This window comes from Pseudomonas sp. GW823-FHT06E10 (genome assembly GCF_058794995.1).
This window is the reverse complement of the sequence record NZ_JBXAHJ010000005.1, coordinates 183,395-208,240: the sequence shown is the minus strand read 5'-3', so window position 1 is coordinate 208,240 and position 24,846 is coordinate 183,395. Positions and strand designations below refer to the sequence as shown.

Genomic DNA, 24,846 nt, shown 5'->3' with positions numbered 1-24,846 from the left:
AACTTATTCCTGAATTGAGCGATCATACCAAGGCAGGGACATCTGGTGGCTGTTTGACGCGCCACAATACACAGACTGTATGCGATTGCCAGAACCCTGGGGAAGCTGTGGTAAAGTCAGCGTCCTTTTCATCGACATTCGCGTGATATGACCGACTCCAGTCTCTGCGCAAGCCCATCGAGCTTGAAAATCTACTTCCGCCTGCTCGGCTATGTCCGGCCGTATATCAGCCTGTTTCTGATCAGCATCGTCGGTTTTCTGATTTTCGCTTCGACACAGCCAATGCTGGGCTACATTCTCAAGTACTTCGTCGACGGTCTATCCAATCCTGAAGCGGTGCTGTTTCCAACAGTGCCCTACCTGCGGGATCTGCAACTGCTGCAGGCGGTGCCATTGTTGATCATCCTGATCGCCGCGTGGCAGGGGTTGGGGTCGTACCTGGGCAACTACTTCCTGGCCAAGGTTTCCCTGGGCCTGGTCCATGACTTGCGGGTCCAGTTGTTCAACAACCTGCTGGTGTTGCCAAACCGGTATTTCGACAAGCATAACTCGGGGCACCTGATTTCACGTATTACCTTCAACGTGACCATGGTCACGGGGGCGGCAACAGATGCGATCAAGGTCGTAATCCGTGAAGGCATGACGGTGATCTTCCTGTTTGCCTCGCTGTTGTACATGAACTGGCGCCTGACGCTGGTCATGGTCGCCATCCTGCCGTTGATCGCCCTGATGGTGCGCACGGCCAGCAAGAAATTCCGCAAGCAGAGCAAGAAAATCCAGCTGGCCATGGGGGACGTGACGCATGTGGCGTCCGAAACAATCCAGGGCTATCGCGTGGTGCGCAGCTTCGGCGGTGAAAAGTACGAAGAGAAACGCTTCTTCGATGCCAGCCAGGGCAACACCGACAAGCAATTGCGCATGACCCGCACCGGCGCCATCTACACGCCGTTGCTGCAACTGGTGATCTACACCGCCATGGCCGTGCTGATGTTCCTGGTGCTGTTCCTGCGGGGCGATGCGTCGGCCGGCGACATGGTGGCCTACATCACCCTGGCTGGCCTGCTGCCCAAGCCGATTCGCCAGCTGTCCGAAGTCAGCTCGACCATCCAGAAGGGTGTGGCCGGCGCTGAAAGTATCTTCGAGCAACTGGATGTCCAGCCTGAAGTCGATACCGGCACCGTCGAGCGTGATGTGGTCAGCGGTCGCCTGGATGTGCGCAACCTCAGCTTTACCTACCCTGCCACCGAGCGTCAGGTGCTCAATGACATCAGTTTCTCGGTCGAGCCCGGGCAAATGGTGGCGTTGGTGGGACGTTCGGGCAGCGGCAAGTCGACCCTGGCCAACCTGATTCCGCGTTTCTATCACCACGACAAGGGCGAAATCCTGATCGATGGCGTCGAAGTGGAGCAGTACAAGCTGTTGAACCTGCGTCGGCATATCGCCCAGGTGACTCAGCACGTGACCCTGTTCAGCGATACCGTGGCCAACAACATCGCCTATGGCGATCTGGCTGGCGCACCCCGTGAAGACATTGAAAAGGCGGCCAAGGATGCCTACGCGATGGACTTCATCGCTCAATTGCCTGAAGGCCTGGACACCCAGGTCGGGGAAAACGGCGTGCTGCTGTCCGGTGGGCAGCGCCAGCGCCTGGCGATTGCCCGGGCACTGTTGAAGAATGCTCCGCTGCTGATCCTCGATGAGGCGACTTCGGCGCTCGATACCGAGTCCGAGCGGCATATTCAGGCAGCCCTGGACCAGGTCATGAAAGGTCGCACCACGCTGGTGATCGCTCACCGCCTGTCGACCATCGAGAAGGCCGATCTGATCCTGGTCATGGATCAGGGGAAAATCGTCGAGCGCGGCACCCATGAACAACTGCTGGCGCAAAACGGCTACTACTCGCGCCTCAACGCGATGGGCCTCGACGCCCCGGCCGAAGACATCGCCTGACCCCGAAGGGGCGAGCCTGGCTCGCCCTTTCGCACTCCCGTCGAAACCGGTCAGCCACTACCGTGACTTTGTTGATTTCGCCTAGCGGGTTTATTGCTCAAAAAATGAGCAAAAAATGTTGGCGAATCATCCGGTTGCAGCCACCGCACTAGCCGACACCAACCCTGTGTTAATATCGCGCCCCTGTTCATTCTGTATGTGGGTTGCACCATGAAGTTGTCCATGCCGCGATTCGATCAAGCCCCTGTCTTGGTAGTCGGCGATGTCATGCTCGACCGTTACTGGCATGGTGGTACCTCACGGATTTCTCCTGAGGCACCGGTGCCGGTGGTCAAGGTCGATCACATCGAAGACCGCCCGGGCGGTGCTGCCAACGTTGCCTTGAACATTGCCGCCCTGGGGGCTCCGGCTTCGCTGGTCGGTGTCACCGGCGACGATGAAGCCGCCAACAGCCTGGTCAACAGCCTCAAGGGCGCCGGCGTGCGGGCCATCTTCCAGCGCATTGCGCACCAGCCGACCATCGTCAAGCTGCGGGTCATGAGCCGTCACCAGCAATTGCTGCGCATCGACTTCGAAGAGCCCTTCGCCACCGACGCGCTGGCGCTGGCCGCGCAGGTCGATGAGTTGCTCGAAGGCATCAAGGTGCTGGTGCTGTCCGACTATGGCAAAGGCGCGCTGAAAAACCATCAGGCGCTGATCCAGGCTGCCCGTGCCCGCGGCATTCCGGTGCTGGCCGATCCCAAGGGCAAGGATTTCTCGATCTACCGTGGTGCGAGCCTGATCACGCCAAACCTCAACGAATTCGAAACCATCGTCGGTGGTTGCGCCGATGAGCACGAATTGGTGAGCAAGGGCGCGCAACTGATGCACGACCTGGACCTCGGTGCCTTGCTGGTGACCCGTGGCGAGCACGGCATGACCTTGCTGCGCCCGGATCATCCAGCGCTGCACTTGCCGGCCCGGGCCCGTGAAGTGTTTGACGTGACCGGTGCCGGCGACACAGTAATTTCCACCCTGGCGGCCGCGATTGCTGCGGGTGAGGAGTTGCCCCACGCGGTGGCCCTGGCCAACCTGGCGGCCGGTATTGTGGTCGGCAAGCTCGGTACGGCGGCCATCAGTGCGCCTGAACTGCGTCGTGCGATTCAGCGCGAGGAAGGTTCCGAGCGTGGAGTGCTGGGCCTTGAGCAGCTGTTGCTGGCGGTCGATGATGCCCGCGCGCACAACGAGCGGATCGTGTTCACCAACGGTTGCTTCGACATCCTGCACGCTGGTCATGTGACCTATCTGGAGCAGGCGCGGGCCCAAGGCGATCGCCTGATCGTGGCGATCAACGACGATGCATCGGTCAGCCGCCTGAAAGGGCCAGGCCGTCCGATCAACAGTGTCGACCGGCGCATGGCCGTACTGGCCGGCCTGGGTGCGGTGGACTGGGTGATCAGCTTCTCGGAAGGCACCCCGGAAAACCTGCTGAGCGCGGTCAAACCGGACGTGCTGGTCAAGGGCGGCGACTACGGCATCGACCAGGTGGTCGGCGCGGACATCGTGACGGCCTATGGCGGTACCGTGAAAGTGCTGGGGCTGGTGGAAAACAGCTCGACCACCGCGATTGTCGAGAAGATCCGCAAGTCTGAATAATCTGCGGCCACCTGTGGCGAGGGGGCTTGCTGTGGCGAGGGGGCTTGCCCCCGTTGGGTTGCGAAGCGACCCTAAAACCTGCAGCTGCGGGGTATCAGGTACACCGCATGCAAGGGTTCTCCGACTGCTTCGCAGCCGAACGGGGGCAAGCCCCCTCGCCACAAGAATCCACGTGATCTTCCTATCGTGCCACTTTACGCGGCACTATTTTCTTCAGCAACAGCTTGGCCTTCCCGCGTAACCGCGCCAGACCTGAATCCTTCCCCGGCGGGGTCAGGCCCTGCTGCCTCACCCAGTCCTTCCAGCGAATTCGCTCGTCGCGAACCAGCCAGCCTTCCTGTCGGGCAAAACTCTCGGCCAGGTACAGTCCGCGCGTGCTGGCGGGACACAGCTGATCCTTTTTCAAGGTGTAGAGCTCAGCCATCGGGTGGCCGTCCTGCAGGGGCATCAAGTACAGATCGGGGCGCTTGCGGTCGAGGCGGGCGACGAGTTGATCGCCTTCCAGTCGTTCATCGACATGGAACAGGCTCAGGGATTTGGCTTCCTTGGGAACGTCCAGGCGCAAGTCGTAGATCAGTTGCAGTGACGCTGTTGGCAAATGCACGTAAGCCCGCGGACGCTCCATCAGCATCAGGTTGGCGCAACGTACCGGTCGCGCCGAGCCAGACAGTGGCGACAAGCGAAACGGCAGGGCTTCACGGTAATGCAGGGCGGCCGAGTAGGGCGCTGGCAGCCAGGTGTCGTTGAACCGCCCACCGAGCCAGCCTTCCGGGGTTTCCAGCAGGCATTCTTCGGCTATCTCCTGGATCGCCGTGTGCAAGGGCAGATTCAGTTCATGGGCGGGCACGTAACCGGAGATCAGCTTGAGCACCACATCGCCACGGTCCTGCCGGCGTTGGCGCACCAGCACCCAATAGTCGCGATTCTGCCAATGCAGGGTCAGGCGCACCGAAACCCCGAGGTTGGCCAACTCCAGGGCAAACCGTTCGCTGTCGCCAACCGTCACCGGCCGACGACGTTGCAGAGTCTGGGAAAAATTCAGCGGCCTGCCGACGCTCTGATAAGCCAGGCCTTCGGGGGTCGCTTCGACGAATAACGGCAGGGTCTTGAAGTTGCTCGGGTTCTTTCTGATGAGCGTACGCGACATGTCGGCTCCTGCTTAAGGCCGCGTGGGCGGCGTCAGTGGCTACGTAGGACCTGGGCAACGGTCGCGACATTGTGGGCGAGGTGCAGCGGATTGATGGTCCCGACAATAGCACTGGCAACACCCGGATGTTCAAACAACAACTCGAAACTGGCGCGCACCGGATCCACGCCCGGACTCAGGCAGACATGACCACTGGCGAGGGCTTTCTTGACCAGAATGGCTTTGCCGTGTGCAGCAGCATAGTCAATGACGGCCTTCTCGTTTTGTTCGTTCAGATTGTAGGTGACCATCGCGCAATCGCCTTGCTCCAGTGCCTTGAGGCCACCGTCGACGGTTTTGCCGGAAAACCCGAAACCGCGAATCTTGCCTTCGGCCTTGAGCGCAGCGAGGGTGTCGTAGACTTCGCAGTCATTGAGGATCGCCAGGTCGTTGCCATCGGAGTGCACCAGCACCAGGTCGATGAAGTCCGTTTCCAGGCGGTGAAGGCTGCGTTCCACCGACATTCGAGTGTGCGCGGCGCTGAAATCGTGACGGGACTGGCCGTCGGCAAACTCTTCGCCGACCTTGCTGACAATCACCCAATCCTGACGCTGACCGCGCAGCAACGGGCCGAGGCGTTCTTCGCTGCGACCATAGGCCGGGGCGGTGTCGATCAGGTTGATGCCCAGGTCGCGGGCGAGTTTGAGCAGCCTGCGTGCTTCATCGTCATCGGGAATCTGGAAGCCGTTGGGGTACTTCACCCCTTGGTCGCGGCCCAGTTTCACGGTGCCCAGGCCCAGGGGTGAAACCAGCAGGCCGGTGCTGCCCAACGGGCGATGCAGGTCGTGCAGGGTCGGTTGGGTCATGGCAGCAGTTGCTCCCAGGCCGGTACGCCCATCGGCGGCTTCGGCAGTTCAGGCAGTGCTGCCGGGTGGCTTGGCTGGATATCGTCGCGGGTCAGGCTGGCGATCACGCGGTCGGCGAAGTCCGGTGCCAGGGCGAGTTTGGTCGGCCAGCCCACCAGCAGTCGGCCTTCCTCGGCCACAAAGGCGTTGTCGGGACGGGTCAGGCCTGATTGCAGCGGTTCGGCGCGATCCACGCGCAAGGTGGCCCATTGCACTGTGCTCAGGTCGATCCATGGCAGCAATTGACCTAGTTCTTTCTGTGCGGTGGCGATCTGCTCGGCGGGCTCACGGGTCACGCCTTCGGATTCCGCGATATCGCCGCCCAGGTACCAGACCCATTGGCCATCCGCCGCCGGGTGCGTGGTCACGGTGATGCGCGGTTTGGTGCCACCACCCAGGCAGTGGGCGTACAGCGGTTTGAGGCTTGGCCCCTTGGCGATGATCATGTGCAACGGGCGGCGCTGCATGGCGGGCTGGCTCAGGCCCAGCGTTTCAAGCAATGCCGCGGTTCCGGCGCCGGCGCTCAGGACGATGCGTTGGGCACGGATCTCGCGCTCGTCCACCTTCAGGCCGACCAGCACGCCGCCTTCGAGCAGCGGCTCGATCTTCTGCCCGGCGAGCAAGCCATCTCCGGCCAGGTCGGCCAGGCGCTGGATCAGGCTTGGCACGTCGACCACCAGTTCCGCCAGGCGATAGACCTTGCCCTTGAAACGTTTGTCCTGCAGGGCTGGCGGCAATTGCTCGCCCTTGACCTGATCGACGCGGCCGCGCACGGCTTTGCTGGCGAAGAAACTGGTGAGGTTGCCGGCGAGGGTGCCAGGGGACCAGAGGTAATGAGCTTCGGACAACAGTCGCACCCCGGACAGGTCCAGTTCGCCGTCGCCAGCCAAGGCTTCACGCCAGCGGCGCGGCATGTCGGCGATGGCTTCCGAGGCACCGGTCAGGGCGCCATGCAGCGCGTATTTGGCGCCCCCGTGGATGATGCCCTGGGACTTGACACTCTGCCCGCCGCCGAGGCTGGCGCTTTCCACCAGCACGGTCGAAAAACCCTGGCGACGCAGGCGCGCATTCAGCCAGAGGCCGGCGACACCAGCGCCGACAATCAGCACGTCGGTGGAAATAACGGATGGCATTCGGCGACCTCTGTGTTCAAGACGAGGGCGCAGTATACAGACTCGAAGATTGGAGGGGCTGACGCCAGTACTCTCGAGCCAACGAGTAACCCTGTGGGAGCGAGCTTGCTCGCGATAGCGGTGGGTCAGTCAACATTGATGCTGAATGCCATGCCGTCATCGCGAGCAAGCTCGCTCCCACAGGGGATCGTGTTTCGAGCTCTAGTGCCCGGCAGTCTTGGAGAAGAGCTGGATGACCACGACACCCAGCACAATCAGCGCCATCCCCATCATCGCCGGCACGTCCAGCTTCTGCCCATAGATAAACAGGGCCGCGACGCTGACCATCACGATTCCCATGCCGGCCCACACGGCGTACGCCACGCCCACCGGAACGCTGCGCACCACCAGGGTCAGCATCCAGAAGGCGATCCCGTACCCGACGATGACCAGCACCAGTGGCAGCGGGGTGCTGAAGCCTTTGACCGCTTTCATCGAAACAGTGGCAATCACTTCGGCGCAGATGGCAATGGCCAGGTAGTAGTAAGCGGTCATGGGTCAATCCTCGTGTGAAGTGTTGCTCTCTGAGGTCGGCATTCTAGAGATTCGCCAGATGCGGTAAAGTCATTACCTATCTGTTTGAGAGATGGGTTGAGCCATGAGCATGCAATGGAATCTGGAGCAGCTGCGGTTGTTTGTGAGCGTAGCGGAGCAGCGTTCGTTTTCTGCTGTTGCGCGCGATCAGCGCAAGGCGCAGTCGGCGGTCAGCAGTTCGATAGCGCTGCTGGAAGAAGACCTGGGCGTCAGCCTGTTCGACCGCAGCAGCGGCCGTCAGCCGAAACTCACTGAAGCCGGCACGGCTTTGCTGGACGAAGCGCGGGAAGTGTTGCGCCAGTGCGAACGGCTCAATGGCCGGGCGCTGGCGATGATGCGCGGACAGGAAGCTCGACTGCGTGTGGCGCAGGATGAGGCGATGCCTTATCAGCCGATCATCGAAAGCTTCGAAGCCCTGGCGGAAAAATTCCCCAGCCTTGAAGTGCAACTGACCAGCGCCGCCCAAGGCGATGTCGCGCGCAAGCTAGTGGAGCGGCGCGCCGATCTGGGGTTGCTGTTCTTTCACGATCAGATTCCCGAGGCACTTGAGCGGCGGGTGCTGGGCAGCGTGGAAATGGTCACAGTGTGCGGCAAGGATCATCCGTTGGCGCGCAAGGGCGTAGTGGACGGCCAGCAACTGGCGCAACATCGGCAGTTGCTGATGTCCACAGAGTCGAGCATTTATCCCGGCAGTGATCCGGCCAGCCCGCAGGTCTGGCGCGCCGACAGCTTCTATGTGATGGCCGAATGGCTGGTGCGCGGCCTTGGCTGGGCCTGGTTGCCGCGCCACGTAGTGCAGTACCCGACCTATCAGAACCAGATGGTCGAACTGGTCAGCGAATGGACCCCGCCGGCCCTGGTGGTGGAACTGGTATGGCGCCGGGATGAACCGCTCGGTCCGGCCGCGCGCTGGCTCGCCGAACGTTTTGCCGTGCACTTGCAGACGATAGGCGAAAAAAGCCGATAAACTCCGCCGCCATGAATAGAACTCTCTACACCGCGCTGTTTTATCTGGGGCTGCCATTGGTAGCGATTCGGCTTTGGCTGCGCGCGCGCAAGGCGCCGGCGTATGCCAGGCGCATCGGCGAGCGCTTTTCCTACGGGATGCCGACGATGAAACCGGGCGGCATCTGGGTGCACGCCGTGTCGGTGGGCGAAAGCATTGCGGCCGCACCGATGATTCGCGCCTTGCTGGCGCGTTATCCGGATCTGCCGATCACCGTGACCTGCATGACCCCGACCGGTTCGGAACGCATCCATGCACTGTTCGCCAATGAGCCGCGCATCCAGCACTGCTATCTGCCCTATGACCTGCCTTGCGCTGCCCGGCGCTTCCTTGATCGGGTCCAGCCGAAACTGGCGGTGATCATGGAAACCGAACTGTGGCCCAACCACATCCATCAATGTGCCAAGCGCGGGATCCCCGTGGCGTTGGCCAATGCGCGGCTGTCCGAGCGTTCGGCCAGAGGTTACGGCCGGTTCCCCAGGCTGACCCAGCCGATGCTGGCCGAGATGAGTCTGTTCGCGGTGCAGACCGAAGCCGAGGCCCAGCGCTTGCGCGACCTGGGTGCGCGGACGGAAACCGTCGAAGTGACCGGTTCGATCAAGTTCGACCTGACCATCGACCCGCAACTGCTGGAGCGCGCCGTTGAGTTGCGCGGGCAATGGCAGGCGCTGGAACGACCGGTGTGGATCGCGGCCAGTACTCATGACGGCGAAGACGAGGTGGTGCTGGCGGCCCACCGTCAGTTGTTGGCCAGTCACCCCGATGCCCTGCTGATTTTGGTGCCGCGTCATCCTGAGCGCTTCAATTCGGTGTTCGGGTTGTGTCAGCAACAAGGGTTTGCCACGGTTCGGCGCTCCAGCGGCGATGCGGTCAGTGCGAATACTTCAGTGCTGCTGGGCGACACCATGGGCGAGTTGCTGTTTCTCTACGCTCTGGCGGACAGCGCATTTGTCGGTGGCAGCCTGGTGCCGAATGGCGGGCATAACCTGCTGGAGCCGGCGGCCCTGGCTAAACCGGTGTTGAGCGGTCCGCATCTTTTCAACTTCCTCGAAATCGCCGCGCAGTTGCGCAGTGCCGGGGCGTTGCAGGAAGTGGAAGATGCCGAAGGGCTGGCGGTGGCGGTGCAGCGACTGTTCGAACTGCCGCGAGATGCGCAGCGCATGGCTGAAGCTGGGTTGACGGTGATGCGCACCAATCAGGGGGCGTTGCAGCGGTTGCTGGACGGGTTGGGGCGGTTGATCGACAAGTCTTCAGTTCGCCGCTGATCCTGTGGGAACGAGCTTGCTCGCGATGGCGGCTGTACATCCAACACCTAAGTTGCCTGTCAGTCAGCTATCGCGAGCAAGCTCGCTCCCACAAGGTTTGTGCTGCCTTGAACTCTGATGGTCAAGGTCTCGCTTTCAACTGCTCCTCTGCCGCCTTGGCCAGATCCGGAGGCAGGAAGTCCTTGTCCGGGTTGTAGTTGGGGTTGAGCCAGCGAGCCAGGGTTTGCAGGTCCCCCGGATTCAACGTGCCGGCCTGTTGCTTCAAGCGCAGGTTGTCGAGGATGTAGTCGTAGCGGGTGTTGTTGTAGTCGCGCACCGAGGTGTAGAGCGAGCGCTGCGCATCCAGCACGTCGACGATGTTTCGCGTACCCACCTGATAGCCGATTTCAGTCGCTTCCACCGCGCTCTGGTTGGAGATGATCGATTGCTTGCGCGCCTGTACCTGCTCGACATCGGTGTTCACCGCGCGGTGCAGGTCGCGGGTGTTTTCCACGATGCTGCGGCGCAGGGATTCGCGTTGCTGTTCGGTCTGGTCCAGTTGTGCATAGGACTGACGCACCTGGGAGTTGATCAGGCCACCGCTGTAGATCGGGATGTTCAGTTGCAGGCCCACGGTCGTTTGCTCGACGTTGCCGCCATACGCCTGGGGCAGGTTGTTCGGGTTGCTGAAGCCCAGTGCGTCGTTGTCGCCTTTCTCGTACTTGGCGATCGCGTCAACCGTTGGCAAGTGCCCGGACCTGCGTTGCTTGAGGGTTTGCTCGGCGGCGCTGACGGCATAGTTGCTGGCCAACAGATTGAGGTTCTGCCTGCCCGCGGTTTCGACCCAGGCCTTGGCATCGTTCGGTACTGGCGGCAGGATCGGCAAGTCATGCCTGATGCCCCAGATCGAGTTGTACTGACGGTTGGTCAGGGTAATCAATGCTTCAAAGGCGTCGTCCACCTGGCGCTGCGCAACGATGCGGTTGGCGCGTGCGGTGTCGTAGCTGGCTTGTGAGTTCAATACGTCGGTCTTGTCCGAGAGGCCGACATCGAAACGTTCGTTGGATTGATCGAGCTGGCGTTTGAACGCCGCTTCTTCGGCCTTGGTCGAGGCCAGGTTGTCCTGGCTGCGCAGCACGTTGAAATAGCTGTCAGCGGTTTGCAGGATCAGGTTTTGCTCGGTCGCCGAGAGTTGCAGGGCGGCCTGTTCGTTGACTTCCTTGGCGGCCTGGAACTGGAACCAGCGATCGGCGCGGAACAACGGCTGCGCCAAAGTGGCCTGGTAGGAATGAGCGTCGCGGTTGGTCGTGCCCGAAGGTTGATCGAGCGACGTACGCACCTCGGAAACATTGGCGCCGCCCGAGAGGTTCGGCAGCAGCCCGGCGCGGGCCTGGGGCACGACTTCTTTCTGTGCGCCATATTGGGCGATGGCAGCCGCCAGGTCGGCGTTGTTGTTGACGGCTTCTTGATACACGCTGACCAGGTCCGTCTTGGCCGATAAGGGCACATCTGCTGCCCAGGCCATTCCGTTGGACGCACAAGACACGGCGAGGGCCAGTGAGAGTTTGCGCAGCATAGACGATCCCTAGAATTGATATTACAGAGGTAATTTGAGCGCCAAGGCTAAGGCCCTGCTTTGACAGCGTCAATGCGCGGCTCAGCGTAGCGAGTGTAGTTGTGCATTCGGACGGCAACAATCCTGATACTGCGTGTAATTACGCCATTCATCATGGTGTTTGCCGTGGGGTTGGCGTTCTTTGCCAGTTGTGTCTAGACTGGCCGGGTTCTTGTCGGGGTGCCTTGCTTTGAGGCTGAGATCGAATAATTTCGGATCCCGTTGAACCTGATCAGGTTAGCGCCTGCGTAGGGAACAAGATTTCTCGTCACCCGGCGAGTCCTCTTGTGCTTCGTCCGGGATGTTGTTCGACAATCGAACACCCCTCGAGCACTGAGCACAGCACAGCTGGTTTTCCCAGCGCCCGTGCGTCCATTCGTTTACAGGTTCGCTCCGACAAAAATCCACTGCCTGGATGTGTGTCTGGAGAGCCCGTGATGACTACAAAAGCAAAAATCGCCACCAACCTGAGTGATTCGGCCAAGGTCGATCAGCAATCGGTTCAGCCGTTTACCCGCTCGCAAAAAATCTATGTTCAGGGCACTCGCCCGGACATCCTCGTGCCGATGCGCGAAATCAGCCTGGACGTGACGCCGACCGACTTCGGTGGCGAGGTCAACGCACCGGTGGTGGTGTATGACACCTCGGGCCCGTACACCGACCCCAATGTCATCATCGATGTGCGCAAAGGCCTGGCCGATGTGCGTTCGCCGTGGATCGAATCCCGTGGCGACACCGAGCGCCTGAGCGGCCTGAGTTCGAATTTTGGCCAGGAGCGACTTGCCGATCCGGAGCTGACCAAGCTGCGCTTCGCCCACGTCAACAACCCGCGCCGCGCCAAGCCGGGCGCCAACGTCAGCCAGATGCACTACGCGCGCAAAGGCATCATCACCGCCGAGATGGAATACGTCGCCATCCGCGAAAACATGAAGCTGGAAGTGGCCCGCGCCGCCGGCCTGCTGGACCAGCAACACGCCGGTCACAGCTTCGGCGCCAGTGTGCCGAAAATCATCACCCCGGAATTCGTCCGTGACGAAATCGCCCGTGGCCGCGCGATCATTCCGGCCAACATCAACCACACCGAACTGGAACCGATGATCATCGGCCGTAACTTCCTGGTGAAGATCAACGGCAACATCGGCAACAGTGCACTGGGTTCGTCCATCGAAGAAGAAGTGGCGAAACTGACCTGGGGCATTCGCTGGGGTTCGGACACGGTCATGGACCTGTCCACGGGCAAGCACATCCACGAAACCCGCGAGTGGATCATCCGTAACTCGCCGGTGCCGATCGGTACGGTGCCGATCTACCAGGCCCTGGAAAAAGTCGGCGGCGTGGCCGAAGACCTGACCTGGGAGTTGTTCCGCGACACGCTGATCGAGCAGGCCGAGCAGGGCGTCGACTACTTCACCATCCACGCCGGGGTGCTGTTGCGCTACGTGCCGATGACCGCCAAGCGTGTGACCGGTATCGTTTCCCGTGGCGGTTCGATCATGGCCAAGTGGTGCCTGGCGCACCACAAAGAGAACTTCCTCTACACCCATTTCGAAGACATCTGCGAAATCATGAAGGCCTACGACGTCAGCTTCTCGCTGGGCGATGGCCTGCGTCCGGGCTCGATTGCCGACGCTAACGACGAAGCGCAGTTCGGCGAACTGGAGACCCTCGGCGAGCTGACCAAGATTGCCTGGAAACACGACGTGCAGTGCATGATCGAAGGCCCGGGCCACGTGCCGATGCAGTTGATCAAAGAGAACATGGACAAGCAGCTCGAATGCTGCGACGAGGCGCCGTTCTACACCCTTGGCCCGCTGACCACCGACATTGCGCCGGGCTACGACCACATCACCTCCGGTATCGGTGCGGCGATGATCGGCTGGTTTGGTTGCGCCATGCTCTGCTACGTGACGCCGAAGGAGCACCTGGGCCTGCCGAACAAGGATGACGTGAAGACCGGGATCATCACCTATAAGATCGCCGCGCATGCCGCCGATCTGGCGAAGGGGCATCCGGGCGCACAGATCCGCGACAATGCCTTGAGCAAGGCGCGTTTTGAATTCCGTTGGGAAGACCAGTTCAACCTGGGGCTCGATCCGGACACCGCGCGTTCGTATCACGATGAAACCCTGCCGAAGGATTCGGCCAAGGTGGCGCACTTCTGCTCCATGTGCGGGCCAAAATTCTGCTCGATGAAGATCACCCAGGAAGTCCGCGAGTATGCGGCCAACCAGCGGATCGAAGCGGTCGACGTGGACGTCGCCCAAGGCATGGCCGAACAGGCCGAGCGCTTCAAGCAGGAAGGCAGTCAGCTGTATCAGAAAGTTTGATCTGAGCTGAGGTCGGCGGTGTTTTCACCGCCGCCATCGCGAGCAAGCTCGCTCCCACAAGGGATTTGTGAGCGCCGCAAGTCCCCTGTGGGAGCGAGCTTGCTCGCGATGACGATCATACAAACAACAAATGTCCCTCTGAGATAACACCCTTGAGCATTCAACCCAGCACTTACTCCCCCGATATCGCGGTGCCGACCGACAAGCGTGTATTCGGCGGCCGCGATCTGTTTTCCCTGTGGTTCTCCCTCGGCATCGGCCTGATGGTCCTGCAGACTGGTGCATTGCTCGCGCCAGGCCTTGGCCTGTCCGGTTCGTTGCTGGCGATTTTTCTCGGCACCCTGGTCGGCGTTCTGCTGCTGGCGGCGGTCGGCGTGATCGGTAGCGACACCGGCCTGTCGTCGATGGCTGCGCTCAAGCTCAGCCTCGGCGCCAAAGGCGCAAGCCTGCCGGCGGTACTGAACCTGCTGCAATTGATCGGCTGGGGTTCGTTCGAAATCATCGTCATGCGCGATGCTGCCAGCCTGCTGGGCGCGAAGGCCTTCAACGAAGGTAGCCTGCTGTCCAATCCCGTGCTGTGGACGCTGTTTTTCGGTGCCCTTGCGACCTTGCTCGCGGTCAGCGGTCCGCTGACTTTCGTGCGCCAGATCCTGCGCAAATGGGGTATCTGGCTGCTGCTGGCCGCGTGTGTCTGGCTGACCTGGAACCTGTTCGCCAAGGCTGACCTGGCCGCATTGTGGGCCCAGGCCGGTGACGGTTCGATGCCGTTCGCCGTGGGTTTCGACATCGCCATTGCCATGCCGCTCTCGTGGTTGCCGCTGATCGCCGACTACTCGCGCTTCGGCAAACGGGCGAAAAACGTCTTCGGCGGCACCGCCATCGGTTTCTTCATCGGCAATTTCTGGCTGATGAGCCTGGGCGTGGCCTATACCCTGGCGTTCGCGCCGAGCGGCGAAGTCAATGCCTTGCTGCTGGCGCTGGCCGGCGCCGGCCTGGGGATTCCGCTGCTGCTGATTCTTTTGGATGAATCGGAAAACGCCTTTGCCGATATTCACTCGGCGGCGGTGTCCAGCGGGATTCTGTTGCGCGCCAAAGTCGAGCACCTGGCGTTGGCCATCGGCGTTATCTGCACGCTGATTGCCCTGCTGGCGCCGTTGGCCCAGTACCAGAACTTCCTGCTGCTGATCGGTTCGGTGTTTGCGCCGTTGTTCGGCGTGGTGCTGGTGGATCACTTCATCCTGCGCAAACGCAGTGGCCTGGTGGCGTCAGCCGCGTTGCGCTGGCCGGCGCTGCTCGCCTGGCTGGGCGGGGTCAGCACCTATCATTTGCTGGCCAACCTGTATCCGGATGTCGGCGCAACCCTGCCGGCACTGGTAGTGGCAGGGTTGCTCCAGCTAGTGCTGGGTCGGGCCTTCAGTTACGGCCGGGAAACAGCTCGGGCTTGATGATGCCGTTCAGGCGAGGGTAGGGGATCTTCAGTTCGACATGGCCCAGCGCGTAAGGCGCGATGGTGCTGGTTTCGTATTTGAGGATTACCCCGCCGTAGGTCAGCGCCACGTTCTGGGTTGTCTGGAACGGCCAGCTCTTCACGAACTCCGGTTCCTGATCGAGCTTGGTGCTGATCAGCCAGCTGTTGTGCGCCACTTGCGCGGCTTTCCAGAACGCGTCTTCCTGCCCTGGCACCAGCATGTCCGACAGCGTCAGCACTTTATGCTGTTGGCGTGAATAGTTGATGAAACCTCGACCTGGGGTGCCATGGGCACCGCCGGTGTCCAGGTAGCTGGACAATTCGACGATCACCAAGCCGTCATGCTGCTCACGTACCTTTGCCTGCAGATAGCTGCTGAAGCGCGGGCCGGCGGTGCGCAAAAACTCTTCGCGATAGGCCGCCAGGGTCGGGGCGACCGGCGCGTTGGGCGAGGTGCGGGTCATTTGCAGCAGGCGCTTTTCGATGATGCCGTCCAGTGCAGGTTCGTCCGGGAAGTGCAGGGTGTCGATGTTGACCAGGGGGCAATCCGGGTTGCTGCAACCGGGCTTGAGTTGCTCGGAGGCGTCGCGGGTGGTTTCCAGCGGCGTCCGGTAGTTGGGCTGGAACAGGCTCGCGCAAGCGCCCAGGGTCAGGGCGATAGCGGCCACGGAGGCGATTTTGAAAAGCGACATGAGCGTCCTTTCTGAAACAGGGAAGGCAAAAAGTTACCGGCTTCGACTCTCAACAAAGCAGTCAGTTCGCCACTAAGCTAATTAGAGTGGGTTTCGCCCTCACCGTCCATCCCGCTGACGGGAAAGGGGCTGCATCAAACGTCACGGGCGCGTTAGGATGGCGCGAAGTCGAGGCCCAGGAAAAAAGCAACCTCGAACAGGATTTGCAGTAAAAGAGGATACTCATGACGGATTTTGCCAACGCCATTCCGACCGCCGTTGATATCGTGCGGCGCGAAAAGTGCTACGAGGGCTTCTACAAACTCGAACGCGTGCACTTGCGCCACGAATTGTTCGCCGGGGGCATGAGTCGCGAGATCAATCGTGAAGTGTTCGTTCGCCATGACGCGGTATGCATGCTGCCTTACGATCCACAACGCGATGAAGTGGTGCTGATCGAGCAGTTTCGCGTCGGCGCCATGGGCAAGACTGACAACCCGTGGCTGATCGAACTGGTCGCTGGTCTGATCGACAAGGATGAAGTGCCGGAAGCAGTTGCTCACCGCGAAGCGCAGGAGGAAGCTGGGCTTGAAATCGGGGCGCTCTGGCCGATGACCAAATACTTTCCATCGCCGGGCGGCAGCAACGAATTCGTGCATCTGTACCTGGGGCGTTGCGACACTACCGGGGTTGGCGGCCTGCATGGGCTGGAGGAAGAGGCAGAAGACATCCGCGTCACGGTCTGGGCTTTCGAAGATGCCCTGCAAGCCGTGCGCGACGGGCGTATTGCCAACGCGGCGAGCATCATTGCCTTGCAATGGCTGGCTTTGAACCGCGTTGAAGTGAGGGGGTTATGGTCGTAAACAAGCTGCGCGATCGCTATCGGGTGGACCTGGTGGGGCTGCAAGCGTCCTGCGAGGCGAACTACGCGCGCTTGATGCGACTGCTGCCGGACATGCGCAGCGAGCCCGCCGCGCGGCGCATCGCCGTGACCCATGGCGACCAGATGCTCGGTGTGCTGGCCCTGGAAGTCCTGCTGACCTGCCCCTACACCACGACCCTGCAAGTGCGTCAGGAACACAGCCTACCCTGGCTGCCGGTGCCGCAACTGGAAGTGCAGGTCTATCACGACGCGCGCATGGCCGAAGTGGTCAGCGCCGAACATGCACGACGCTTTCGCGGCATCTATCCTTACCCGAACGCCTCGATGCACCAGCCGGACGAAAAGGCCCAGCTGAACATGTTTCTGGGCGAGTGGCTGAGCCATTGCCTGGCGCTGGGGCATGAGTACGAAGTTGTCCGTTAAACGAGCAACGCAGTTGTGAACTGTGTCAGGTTCAACAGTTTCCCCTTTCGGTCATCCCCCAGCATAATTGCGGCACTTACCCATCCCCGTGATCACGCCCTGGGAGAACGCCTTGCCGAGCGTATCCACATTGACCACCGCCGATCCGGCGTTGCTGGTGCAACTCTCCGACAGTCACCTGTTTGCCGAAGCGGACCGCGCGTTGCTGGGCATGAACACCCGCGACAGCCTGCAAAAGGTCATCGAACTGGTGCGCGCGCAACAGCCGCGGATTGACTTGATCCTGGCCACGGGTGATCTGTCCCAGGACGGGACGCTGGAGTCCTACCAACAGTTTCGCGACATGACGCGTCAGCTCGATGCGCCGGCGCGCTGGATTCCCGGCAATCACGATGAGCCGCAGATCATGGCCAAGGCGGCGGTGCAGAGCGCTTTGCTCGAACCGGTGGTGGATATCGGCAACTGGCGGGTCACGTTGCTCGATTCGGCGGTGCCAGGCTCGGTGCCGGGTTATTTGCAGGATGAACAGCTGCAGTTGCTCGCCCGCTCATTGAGCGAAGCGCCGGAACGCCATCATCTGGTGTGCTTCCACCATCACCCGGTGTCCATCGGTTGTGCATGGATGGAGCCGATAGGCTTGCGCAATCCCGAGGCGCTGTTCGCCGTGCTGGATCGCTTCGAGCAGGTACGTGCGGTGTTGTGGGGGCATGTGCACCAGGAAATCGACCGGATGCGCAACGGCGTACGTTTGATCGCCTCGCCCTCGACCTGCATCCAGTTCGAGCCCGGCAGTGAGGATTTCAAGGTCGGGGAACAGGCCCCAGGATATCGCTGGCTGCGGTTGCTGCCCGATGGGCGGCTGGAAACGGGTGTCGAGCGGGTCACCGGGTTTGATTTCACCGTGGATTACGGTTCCAACGGCTACTGACCCCCCTGTAGGAGCGAGCTCGCTCGCGATTAGCCTGAGAGCGCCGCGGGGCGTCAGGTTTGCACCGTTATCGTTGACGACCATCGCGAGCAAGCTCGCTCCCACATTGGATCTGCGTTGTTCATAAATCCCTTGCAGGAGCGAGCCTGCTCGCGAAAAGCCTGAGAGCGCCGCGGGGCGCCAGGTTTTCACCGTTATCGTTGACGCCCATCGCGAGCAAGCGCGCTCCTACAGTAAACTCTGCCTCTTTAGCCGACGCACAGGGAGCTCAAATGTCCGGTTCGATCCTTTATATCCACGGCTTCAACAGCTCGCCGTTGTCGAAGAAGGCCTGTCAGTTGGTCGAGGTGATGGAGCGTCTGGGCCTGAGCGAACACTTGCGCGTTCCGGCATTGCACCATCACCCGCGCCAGGCTATCGAGCAGCTGGAGCAGGCGATTGCCGAGCTGGGGCGGCCACTGCTGGTCGGCAGCTCGCTCGGCGGCTACTATGCCACTCACCTTTCCGAGCGCCATGGCTTGAAAGCCCTGTTGATCAACCCTGCCGTCAGCCCGCACCGGATGTTCGACGGCTTTCTGGGGACGCAGAAAAACCTGTATACCGAAGAGACCTGGGAAATGACCCACGACCACGTGGTGGCCCTGGCCGAACTGGAAGTGCCGGCGCCCCGGGATCCACAGCGTTATCAGGTATGGTTGCAGACGGCAGACGAAACGCTGGACTATCGCCTCGCCCAGCAGTATTACCGGGCATGCGCCTTGCGTATCCAGGCCGGCGGCGACCACAGTTTCCAGGGTTTTGCCGGGCAATTGCCGGCCATGTTGAGTTTTGCCGGCATTGGCGCCGATTTGTATCAGGCAATCGATTTCACCGCACTGTGAGCGATAGCCCCATGAATTCTTTTTTCACCGAACACTGACGACGAGACCCCATGGCCACTCCCAGCGCTAGCTCTTATAACGCAGACGCCATCGAAGTCCTCTCGGGCCTCGACCCGGTGCGCAAACGCCCCGGCATGTACACCGACACCAGTCGGCCGAACCACCTTGCCCAGGAAGTCATCGACAACAGTGTCGACGAAGCCTTGGCCGGGCATGCCACATCGGTGCAGGTGATCCTGCATGCCGACCATTCCCTGGAGGTCAGCGATGACGGCCGAGGCATGCCGGTGGACATTCACCCCGAGGAAGGTGTTTCGGGCGTCGAGTTGATCCTCACCAAGCTGCATGCCGGTGGCAAGTTTTCCAACAAGAACTACCAGTTCTCCGGCGGCTTGCACGGGGTGGGTATTTCCGTGGTCAACGCCTTGTCCACCGAAGTGCGGGTGCGTGTAAAACGTGACGGCAACGAATACCAGATGACCTTCAAGGATGGCTACAAGGCCACCGAGCTTGAAGTCGTCGGTACTGTCGGCAAGCGCAATACCGGGACCAGCGTGTTCTTTGCGCCGGACCCGAAATACTTCGACTCACCAAAATTCTCCATCAGCCGCCTCAAGCACGTGCTCAAGGCCAAGGCCGTTCTGTGCCCGGGCCTGCTGGTCAGTTTTGAAGACAAGGCCACCGGCGAAAAAGTCGAATGGCATTACGAAGACGGCCTGCGTTCCTATCTGGTGGACGCGGTCAGCGAATTCGAGCGCCTGCCGAACGAACCGTTCTGCGGCGCTTTTGCCGGTAACAAGGAAGCCGTGGATTGGGCGCTGCTGTGGCTGCCGGAAGGCGGCGATGCGGTGCAGGAAAGCTACGTCAACCTGATCCCGACGGCCCAGGGCGGTACCCATGTCAACGGTCTGCGTCAGGGCCTGCTCGACGCCATGCGCGAGTTCTGCGAATTCCGCAGCCTGCTGCCGCGCGGCGTGAAGCTGGCACCGGAAGACGTCTGGGAACGCATCGCCTTCGTTCTGTCGATGAAGATGCAGGAACCGCAATTCTCCGGGCAGACCAAGGAGCGCCTGTCGTCCCGTGAAGCGGCGGCGTTCGTCTCCGGTGTGGTCAAGGATGCGTTCAGCCTGTGGCTCAATGCCAACCCGGAAACCGGCATGCTGCTGGCGGAACTGGCGATTAACAACGCCGGCCGTCGCCTCAAGGCCAGCAAGAAGGTCGAGCGCAAACGCGTTACCCAAGGCCCGGCGCTGCCGGGCAAACTGGCCGACTGTGCCGGACAGGACCCGATGCGTTCCGAGCTGTTCCTGGTGGAAGGTGATTCCGCCGGCGGTTCGGCCAAGCAGGCGCGGGACAAGGAGTTCCAGGCGATCCTGCCGTTGCGCGGCAAGATCCTCAATACCTGGGAAGTCGACGGCAGCGAAGTGCTGGCCAGCCAGGAAGTGCACAACATCGCCGTGGCCATCGGTGTCGATCCGGGCGCGGCGGACATGAGCCAGCTGCGCTACGGCAAGATCTGCATCCTCGCCGACGCCGACTCCGACGGTCTGCACATCGCGACCTTGCTGTGCGCCTTGTTCGTCCAGCATTTCCGCCCGTTGGTCGATGCCGGTCACGTTTACGTCGCGATGCCGCCGTTGTACCGCATCGACCTGGGCAAAGAGATCTACTACGCCCTCGATGAAGCCGAGCGCGACGGGATTCTCGATCGCCTGGTGGCCGAGAAGAAGCGCGGCAAGCCGCAGGTCACCCGATTCAAGGGTCTGGGCGAAATGAACCCGCCGCAGTTGCGCGAGACCACCATGGACCCGAACACCCGGCGTCTGGTGCAGTTGACCCTGGAGGATTTCGAGGCTACCTCGGAGATGATGGACATGCTGCTGGCGAAGAAGCGTGCCGGTGACCGCAAGACCTGGCTGGAGTCCAAGGGCAACCTGGCCGAGGTGCTGGGCTGATGCGCTTGGGCTTTGCCCTGGCGTGTGCGTTGCTGCTGACCTCAATGACGGTGTCTGGCGAACCGACACCGCAACTGCGTCTGTTGTCCGAGCATGCCGTCGATGGCATGCGCGGCGGCAACCTGTCCGGGCTGGCCCAGTGCGGCAAGGAGCTGTGGACGGTCTCCGACCGTGACGATGATCAGATCTATCGTCTCGATACCCAGGCCAACGTCTGGCGCGCAGAGGCCGTGGGCATCGGCGTACCTGAAGTACCTGACAGCGGGTTGCCCTGGGGATTGCGTTCGCGGACCTGGGCCGCTTCGTTCGTGCGTGGCGGCAATCTGGATTTCGAAGGCATCACCTGTGACCGAGCCGGCAATCGTTACGTGGTCAGCGAATCCCATGCAGCGGTGTTGCAAATACCGCCAACCGGGCCGACTTCCTGGCTGAAGATTTCGCCGCTCATGGTGCGTGAAGCCCGGGCCAGAGGCATGCTGTTGCGCTTCAATGCACTATTCGAAGGCTTGGCGATCAATCCTGAAGGTGACCAGTTGTGGTTGGCCGCGGAGCGCGAGAGCCGCGGGTTGCTGCTGATCAAGCGTAAGCAATCCGTGTGGGACTGTGATGGTGGATGTGTGCTGCTGAGTGAAGCCGGGAAAGAAATGCAACCCGCACAGTTTCCCAACGCCAGAGCGATGTCTCGGGATTTTGCCGATCTATCATTGTTCAACGGCAAGCTGTTTACCCTGGAGCGCAAAGCGTTCGAGATCTGCCGCCGAGACGCGCTGACCGCCAAAGTCGAGCGTTGCTGGTCGTTTGCCGAAGAGGCATTGCAGGAAAATCGGCGTTATCCACAGGGTTATGGCCTCGCGGAAGCGCTGGTAGTGGAAGCTGACGGTGTCTGGATCGGTATCGATAACAACAACGGTGCTCGCGCCGATGGCGAAGTCCGTCCGGTGGTCTGGCGTTTTGCTGCACCGGAAGGTGGCTGGAGTGCCAAGTCATGAGGCAACGAAGCCCGGGGCAGCGCATCGGCCGGGTGTTTATGGTACTGGCCTGGTGTGCCGCGTTGTTTCTGGCCACGCGTTTTTTCGGCCAGTGGGAAGCGCGTCAGCAAAATCCGAACGTGGTGGTCAGCTCGGAGCAGGGCGAGGGTTTCATTGAGGTGAAACTGGTGAGCAATGCGCAGGGGCATTTTGTCGCCAGCGGTCAGATCAACGGCCATCCGGTGGACTTCATGCTCGATACCGGGGCGACCGATGTGTCGATTCCGGCGGACCTTGCCAAGCGTTTGAAGCTCGAAGAAGGATTCGGCGTGACCCTGAGCACGGCCAATGGCCTGAGCCAGGGCTATCGCACCCGTATTGAACGCCTGCAACTGGGCGACATCGTGCTGCGGGATGTACGCGCACTGGTGGCCCCGGGGCTGCATGGCGATCAAGTGTTGCTCGGCATGAGCGCACTGAACAAACTTGAATTTACCCAGCGCGGTGGCACCATGCTGCTGCGCCAGACAACGAACCGATGAGGCCCGCATGAGCGACTCCCTTGATCTCAGCCTGGACGGTGTAGAACGCCGGTCACTGGCTGACTTCACCGAAAATGCCTACCTCAACTACTCCATGTACGTGATCATGGACCGTGCCCTGCCGCATATCGGCGACGGCCTGAAACCGGTACAGCGGCGTATCGTCTACGCCATGAGCGAGCTGGGGCTGGACGCTGATTCCAAGCACAAGAAGTCGGCGCGTACCGTCGGTGACGTGCTCGGTAAATTCCACCCCCACGGCGACTCGGCCTGCTACGAAGCCATGGTGCTGATGGCCCAGCCGTTCAGCTATCGCTATACGCTGGTCGACGGCCAGGGCAACTGGGGTGCGCCGGATGATCCCAAGTCCTTCGCCGCCATGCGTTACACCGAAGCGCGGCTGTCGCGTTATTCCGAAGTGCTGCTCAGCGAACTGGGCCAGGGCACGGCGGATTGGGGCCCGAACTTCGACGGTACGCTGGACGAGCCGCTGGTGTTGCCGGCCCGCCTGCCGAACATCCTGCTCAACGGCACCACCGGTATCGCCGTGGGCATGGCCACCGACGTGCCGCCGCACAACCTGCGGGAAGTCGCCACGGCGTGCGTGCGTTTGCTCGATGAGCCCAAGGCCACGGTCGAACAGCTCTGTGAACACATCCAGGGCCCGGACTACCCGACCGAAGCGGAAATCATCACCCCGCGCGCCGACCTGCTGAAAATCTACGAAACCGGTCGCGGTTCTGTGCGCATGCGCGCCGTGTATCACATCGAAGACGGCGACATCATCGTCACCGCGCTGCCGCATCAGGTCTCGGGCGCCAAGGTGCTGGAGCAGATCGCCGCGATGATGCAGGCCAAGCCGTCCAAGGCGCCGCAAATTGCCGACCTGCGTGACGAATCCGACCATGAAAACCCGTGCCGGATCGTGATCATTCCGGGCGCACGGAAAAACTTCGACCACGATGCGCTGATGCAGCACCTGTTCGCCAGCACCGAGCTGGAGTCGAGCTACCGGGTCAACATCAACATCATTGGCCTGGACGGTAAGCCGCAGCTGAAAAACCTGCGGGCGCTGCTGGTCGAATGGCTGGAGTTCCGGGTGCAGACCGTGCGTCGTCGCCTGCAATTCCGCCTCGACAAGGTCGAGCGTCGTCTGCATCTGTTGGACGGTTTGCTGATTGCCTACCTCAACCTGGATGAAGTGATCCACATCATCCGTACCGAGGAGCAGCCGAAAGCCGCGCTGATCGAGCGCTTCGCCCTCAGCGAAATCCAGGCCGACTACATCCTCGACACCCGTCTGCGTCAGTTGGCGCGACTGGAAGAGATGAAACTGCGTGCCGAGCAGGATGAACTGCTCAAGGAACAAGCCAAGCTGCAAGCCCTGCTGAGCAGCGAAGCCAAGTTGAAAAAACTGGTGCGCAGCGAACTGATCAAGGACGCTGAAACCTACGGTGATGACCGCCGGTCGCCTATTGTCGAGCGCGCCGAAGCCAAGGCCCTGACCGAGCACGATCTGCTGCCGAACGAGAAAGTGACGGTCGTGCTGTCGGAAAAAGGCTGGATTCGCTCCGCCAAAGGCCACGAAATCGACGCCACCGGGCTTTCCTACAAGGCCGGGGACGGCTTCAAGGCACTGGCAGCCGGGCGCTCCAACCAGTTTGCCGTGTTTATCGACTCCACGGGCCGCAGTTATTCGGTGGCCGCCCACACCTTGCCGTCGGCCCGTGGCCAGGGCGAGCCGCTGACGGGTCGCCTGACGCCGCCGCCAGGGGCGAGTTTCGAGTGCGTGCTGATGCCGGAAGACGATGCGCTGTACGTGATCGCCTCCGACGCCGGCTACGGCTTCGTGGTCAAGGGTGAAGACCTGCAGGCCAAGAACAAGGCAGGCAAGGCCCTGTTGAGCCTGCCGAACAACGCCAAGGTCATGCTGCCACGCCCTGTGGCCGATCGTGAGCAGAACTGGCTGGCGTCGGTGACGACCGAAGGTCGCCTGCTGATCTTCAAAATCAGCGACCTGCCACAATTAGGTAAAGGCAAAGGCAATAAGATCATCGGGATTCCCGGTGAGCGAGTGGCCAGTCGCGAAGAGTATGTGACGGACATCGCCGTATTGCCGGACGGTGCAACACTGGTGTTGCAGGCCGGGAAACGTACCTTGTCACTGAAAGCGGACGATCTTGAACACTACAAGGGTGAACGTGGTCGTCGTGGCAACAAGTTGCCGCGTGGCTTCCAGAGGGTAGACGCGCTGCTCGTCGAAAACCTCAATTAGGCGACCTGGGGGCGTTCTCGACTAGTTTCACCACCGCGCCGGGTCTGCTGTTGAGCAGGGCAAGGCGCGAGAAGCGAGGTTTGGTCATTCCAAATAAGCTTCGAGCAACACAGCCCTGCACAACAGCAGGCCCGGCCCTTCGGGTTGTGCCTTAAAGCGGGCCAGGCTGCGTTGGAGGCCTTGGAAAGGGAGCAACCATTACCTGCGGCCTCCGCCTTGCCTGGCCCGCTTTAAGGCGACAACGCGGTGGTGAAACTAGGCGAGAACGCCCCCTGGAAGCGCCGAACTACGAATTAACCCGTAGTTCGGCGCTTTACGCTGGAGTCGGAACGCATATT

At 61.3% G+C, this 24,846-nt stretch carries 20 protein-coding genes and 1 riboswitch; of the genes, 14 read left to right on the top strand and 6 right to left on the bottom strand.

Annotated features, from left to right (window positions below):
* Window positions 1-147: 147 nt before the first annotated feature.
* Both msbA and hldE read left to right on the top strand, forming a co-directional pair.
* On the top strand, window positions 148-1,950 hold the full coding sequence (gene msbA / locus AC1Q6Y_RS10625; RefSeq protein ID WP_492624527.1) for a lipid A export permease/ATP-binding protein MsbA: 1,803 nt from the start codon (window positions 148-150) through the stop codon (window positions 1,948-1,950).
* Window positions 1,951-2,160: 210 nt separating this feature from the next.
* Window positions 2,161-3,585 (top strand): bifunctional D-glycero-beta-D-manno-heptose-7-phosphate kinase/D-glycero-beta-D-manno-heptose 1-phosphate adenylyltransferase HldE, encoded by a 1,425-nt coding sequence (hldE, locus tag AC1Q6Y_RS10620; protein WP_090452776.1) that lies wholly within the window; start codon window positions 2,161-2,163, stop codon window positions 3,583-3,585.
* A gap of 181 nt (window positions 3,586-3,766) precedes the next feature.
* Here the strand turns inward: hldE and AC1Q6Y_RS10615 are convergent, their stop codons facing one another.
* The 4 genes from AC1Q6Y_RS10615 to AC1Q6Y_RS10600 all read right to left on the bottom strand — a co-directional run bounded on the left by AC1Q6Y_RS10615 (window position 3,767) and on the right by AC1Q6Y_RS10600 (window position 7,283).
* Window positions 3,767-4,732: a metal ABC transporter ATPase gene (locus AC1Q6Y_RS10615; RefSeq protein WP_492624526.1), complete on the bottom strand. Its 966-nt coding sequence runs from the start codon at window positions 4,730-4,732 to the stop codon at window positions 3,767-3,769.
* A gap of 32 nt (window positions 4,733-4,764) precedes the next feature.
* Complete coding sequence (locus AC1Q6Y_RS10610) at window positions 4,765-5,577, bottom strand: aldo/keto reductase (protein WP_492624525.1); 813 nt, start codon at window positions 5,575-5,577, stop codon at window positions 4,765-4,767.
* Window positions 5,574-6,749 carry an NAD(P)/FAD-dependent oxidoreductase gene (locus tag AC1Q6Y_RS10605; RefSeq protein ID WP_407515007.1) on the bottom strand — a complete coding sequence of 392 codons (1,176 nt, stop codon included), beginning with the start codon at window positions 6,747-6,749 and terminating at the stop codon, window positions 5,574-5,576. Before AC1Q6Y_RS10605 ends, AC1Q6Y_RS10610 begins: the two co-directional genes overlap by 4 nt.
* Window positions 6,750-6,950: 201 nt before the next feature.
* Complete coding sequence (locus AC1Q6Y_RS10600; RefSeq protein WP_150811907.1) at window positions 6,951-7,283, bottom strand: DMT family transporter; 333 nt, start codon at window positions 7,281-7,283, stop codon at window positions 6,951-6,953.
* Between the two features lie 103 nt (window positions 7,284-7,386).
* Here AC1Q6Y_RS10600 and AC1Q6Y_RS10595 point away from each other — a divergent pair, with 103 nt between their 5' ends.
* Complete coding sequence (locus AC1Q6Y_RS10595; RefSeq protein ID WP_218495196.1) at window positions 7,387-8,289, top strand: LysR family transcriptional regulator; 903 nt, start codon at window positions 7,387-7,389, stop codon at window positions 8,287-8,289.
* Window positions 8,290-8,300: 11 nt separating this feature from the next.
* Window positions 8,301-9,593, top strand: a complete 1,293-nt coding sequence (gene waaA, locus AC1Q6Y_RS10590; protein ID WP_492624524.1) for a lipid IV(A) 3-deoxy-D-manno-octulosonic acid transferase — start codon at window positions 8,301-8,303, stop codon at window positions 9,591-9,593.
* A 121-nt stretch (window positions 9,594-9,714) separates the two neighbouring features.
* On the opposite strand, the gene AC1Q6Y_RS10585 is transcribed toward waaA, so the two are convergent.
* Window positions 9,715-11,148: a TolC family outer membrane protein gene (locus AC1Q6Y_RS10585; protein WP_090452786.1), complete on the bottom strand. Its 1,434-nt coding sequence runs from the start codon at window positions 11,146-11,148 to the stop codon at window positions 9,715-9,717.
* A gap of 205 nt (window positions 11,149-11,353) precedes the next feature.
* A riboswitch (TPP riboswitch) is annotated at window positions 11,354-11,459 on the top strand.
* A gap of 165 nt (window positions 11,460-11,624) precedes the next feature.
* On the opposite strand from AC1Q6Y_RS10585, the gene thiC reads away from it, so the two are divergent.
* Entirely contained in the window at window positions 11,625-13,514 is a 1,890-nt protein-coding gene (gene thiC / locus AC1Q6Y_RS10580) for a phosphomethylpyrimidine synthase ThiC (protein WP_008063536.1), read from the top strand.
* Window positions 13,515-13,666: 152 nt separating this feature from the next.
* Window positions 13,667-14,959 carry a putative hydroxymethylpyrimidine transporter CytX gene (gene cytX / locus AC1Q6Y_RS10575; RefSeq protein ID WP_492624523.1) on the top strand — a complete coding sequence of 431 codons (1,293 nt, stop codon included), beginning with the start codon at window positions 13,667-13,669 and terminating at the stop codon, window positions 14,957-14,959.
* Here cytX and AC1Q6Y_RS10570 read toward each other — a convergent pair.
* Entirely contained in the window at window positions 14,928-15,674 is a 747-nt protein-coding gene (locus AC1Q6Y_RS10570) for an RsiV family protein (RefSeq protein WP_223501870.1), read from the bottom strand. The two genes, cytX and AC1Q6Y_RS10570, sit on opposite strands and share 32 nt — an antisense overlap.
* Before the next feature lie 224 nt (window positions 15,675-15,898).
* On the opposite strand from AC1Q6Y_RS10570, the gene AC1Q6Y_RS10565 reads away from it, so the two are divergent.
* The 8 genes from AC1Q6Y_RS10565 (at window position 15,899) to parC (ending at window position 24,508) form a co-directional block, all read left to right on the top strand.
* Entirely contained in the window at window positions 15,899-16,516 is a 618-nt protein-coding gene (locus tag AC1Q6Y_RS10565) for an NUDIX domain-containing protein (protein WP_057712264.1), read from the top strand.
* Window positions 16,507-16,959, top strand: a complete 453-nt coding sequence (locus AC1Q6Y_RS10560) for a DUF1249 domain-containing protein (protein WP_007977461.1) — start codon at window positions 16,507-16,509, stop codon at window positions 16,957-16,959. Before AC1Q6Y_RS10565 ends, AC1Q6Y_RS10560 begins: the two co-directional genes overlap by 10 nt.
* Before the next feature lie 112 nt (window positions 16,960-17,071).
* Window positions 17,072-17,887 carry a 3',5'-cyclic-AMP phosphodiesterase gene (gene cpdA / locus AC1Q6Y_RS10555; RefSeq protein ID WP_492624522.1) on the top strand — a complete coding sequence of 272 codons (816 nt, stop codon included), beginning with the start codon at window positions 17,072-17,074 and terminating at the stop codon, window positions 17,885-17,887.
* 272 nt (window positions 17,888-18,159) lie between these two features.
* On the top strand, window positions 18,160-18,768 hold the full coding sequence (locus AC1Q6Y_RS10550; RefSeq protein ID WP_492624521.1) for a YqiA/YcfP family alpha/beta fold hydrolase: 609 nt from the start codon (window positions 18,160-18,162) through the stop codon (window positions 18,766-18,768).
* A 50-nt stretch (window positions 18,769-18,818) separates the two neighbouring features.
* The gene (gene parE / locus AC1Q6Y_RS10545) at window positions 18,819-20,723 is read left to right on the top strand and encodes a DNA topoisomerase IV subunit B (RefSeq protein WP_090452794.1); all 1,905 of its coding nucleotides are present in this window, start codon (window positions 18,819-18,821) and stop codon (window positions 20,721-20,723) included.
* Window positions 20,723-21,712: an esterase-like activity of phytase family protein gene (locus AC1Q6Y_RS10540; protein ID WP_492624520.1), complete on the top strand. Its 990-nt coding sequence runs from the start codon at window positions 20,723-20,725 to the stop codon at window positions 21,710-21,712. The genes parE and AC1Q6Y_RS10540 overlap by 1 nt, the downstream gene beginning before the upstream one ends.
* Window positions 21,709-22,233: a retropepsin-like aspartic protease family protein gene (locus AC1Q6Y_RS10535; protein ID WP_057712259.1), complete on the top strand. Its 525-nt coding sequence runs from the start codon at window positions 21,709-21,711 to the stop codon at window positions 22,231-22,233. Before AC1Q6Y_RS10540 ends, AC1Q6Y_RS10535 begins: the two co-directional genes overlap by 4 nt.
* Before the next feature lie 7 nt (window positions 22,234-22,240).
* A complete protein-coding gene (gene parC, locus AC1Q6Y_RS10530) occupies window positions 22,241-24,508 on the top strand; it encodes a DNA topoisomerase IV subunit A (RefSeq protein WP_057712258.1) in 2,268 nt (755 codons plus the stop codon).
* Window positions 24,509-24,846: the final 338 nt, after the last annotated feature.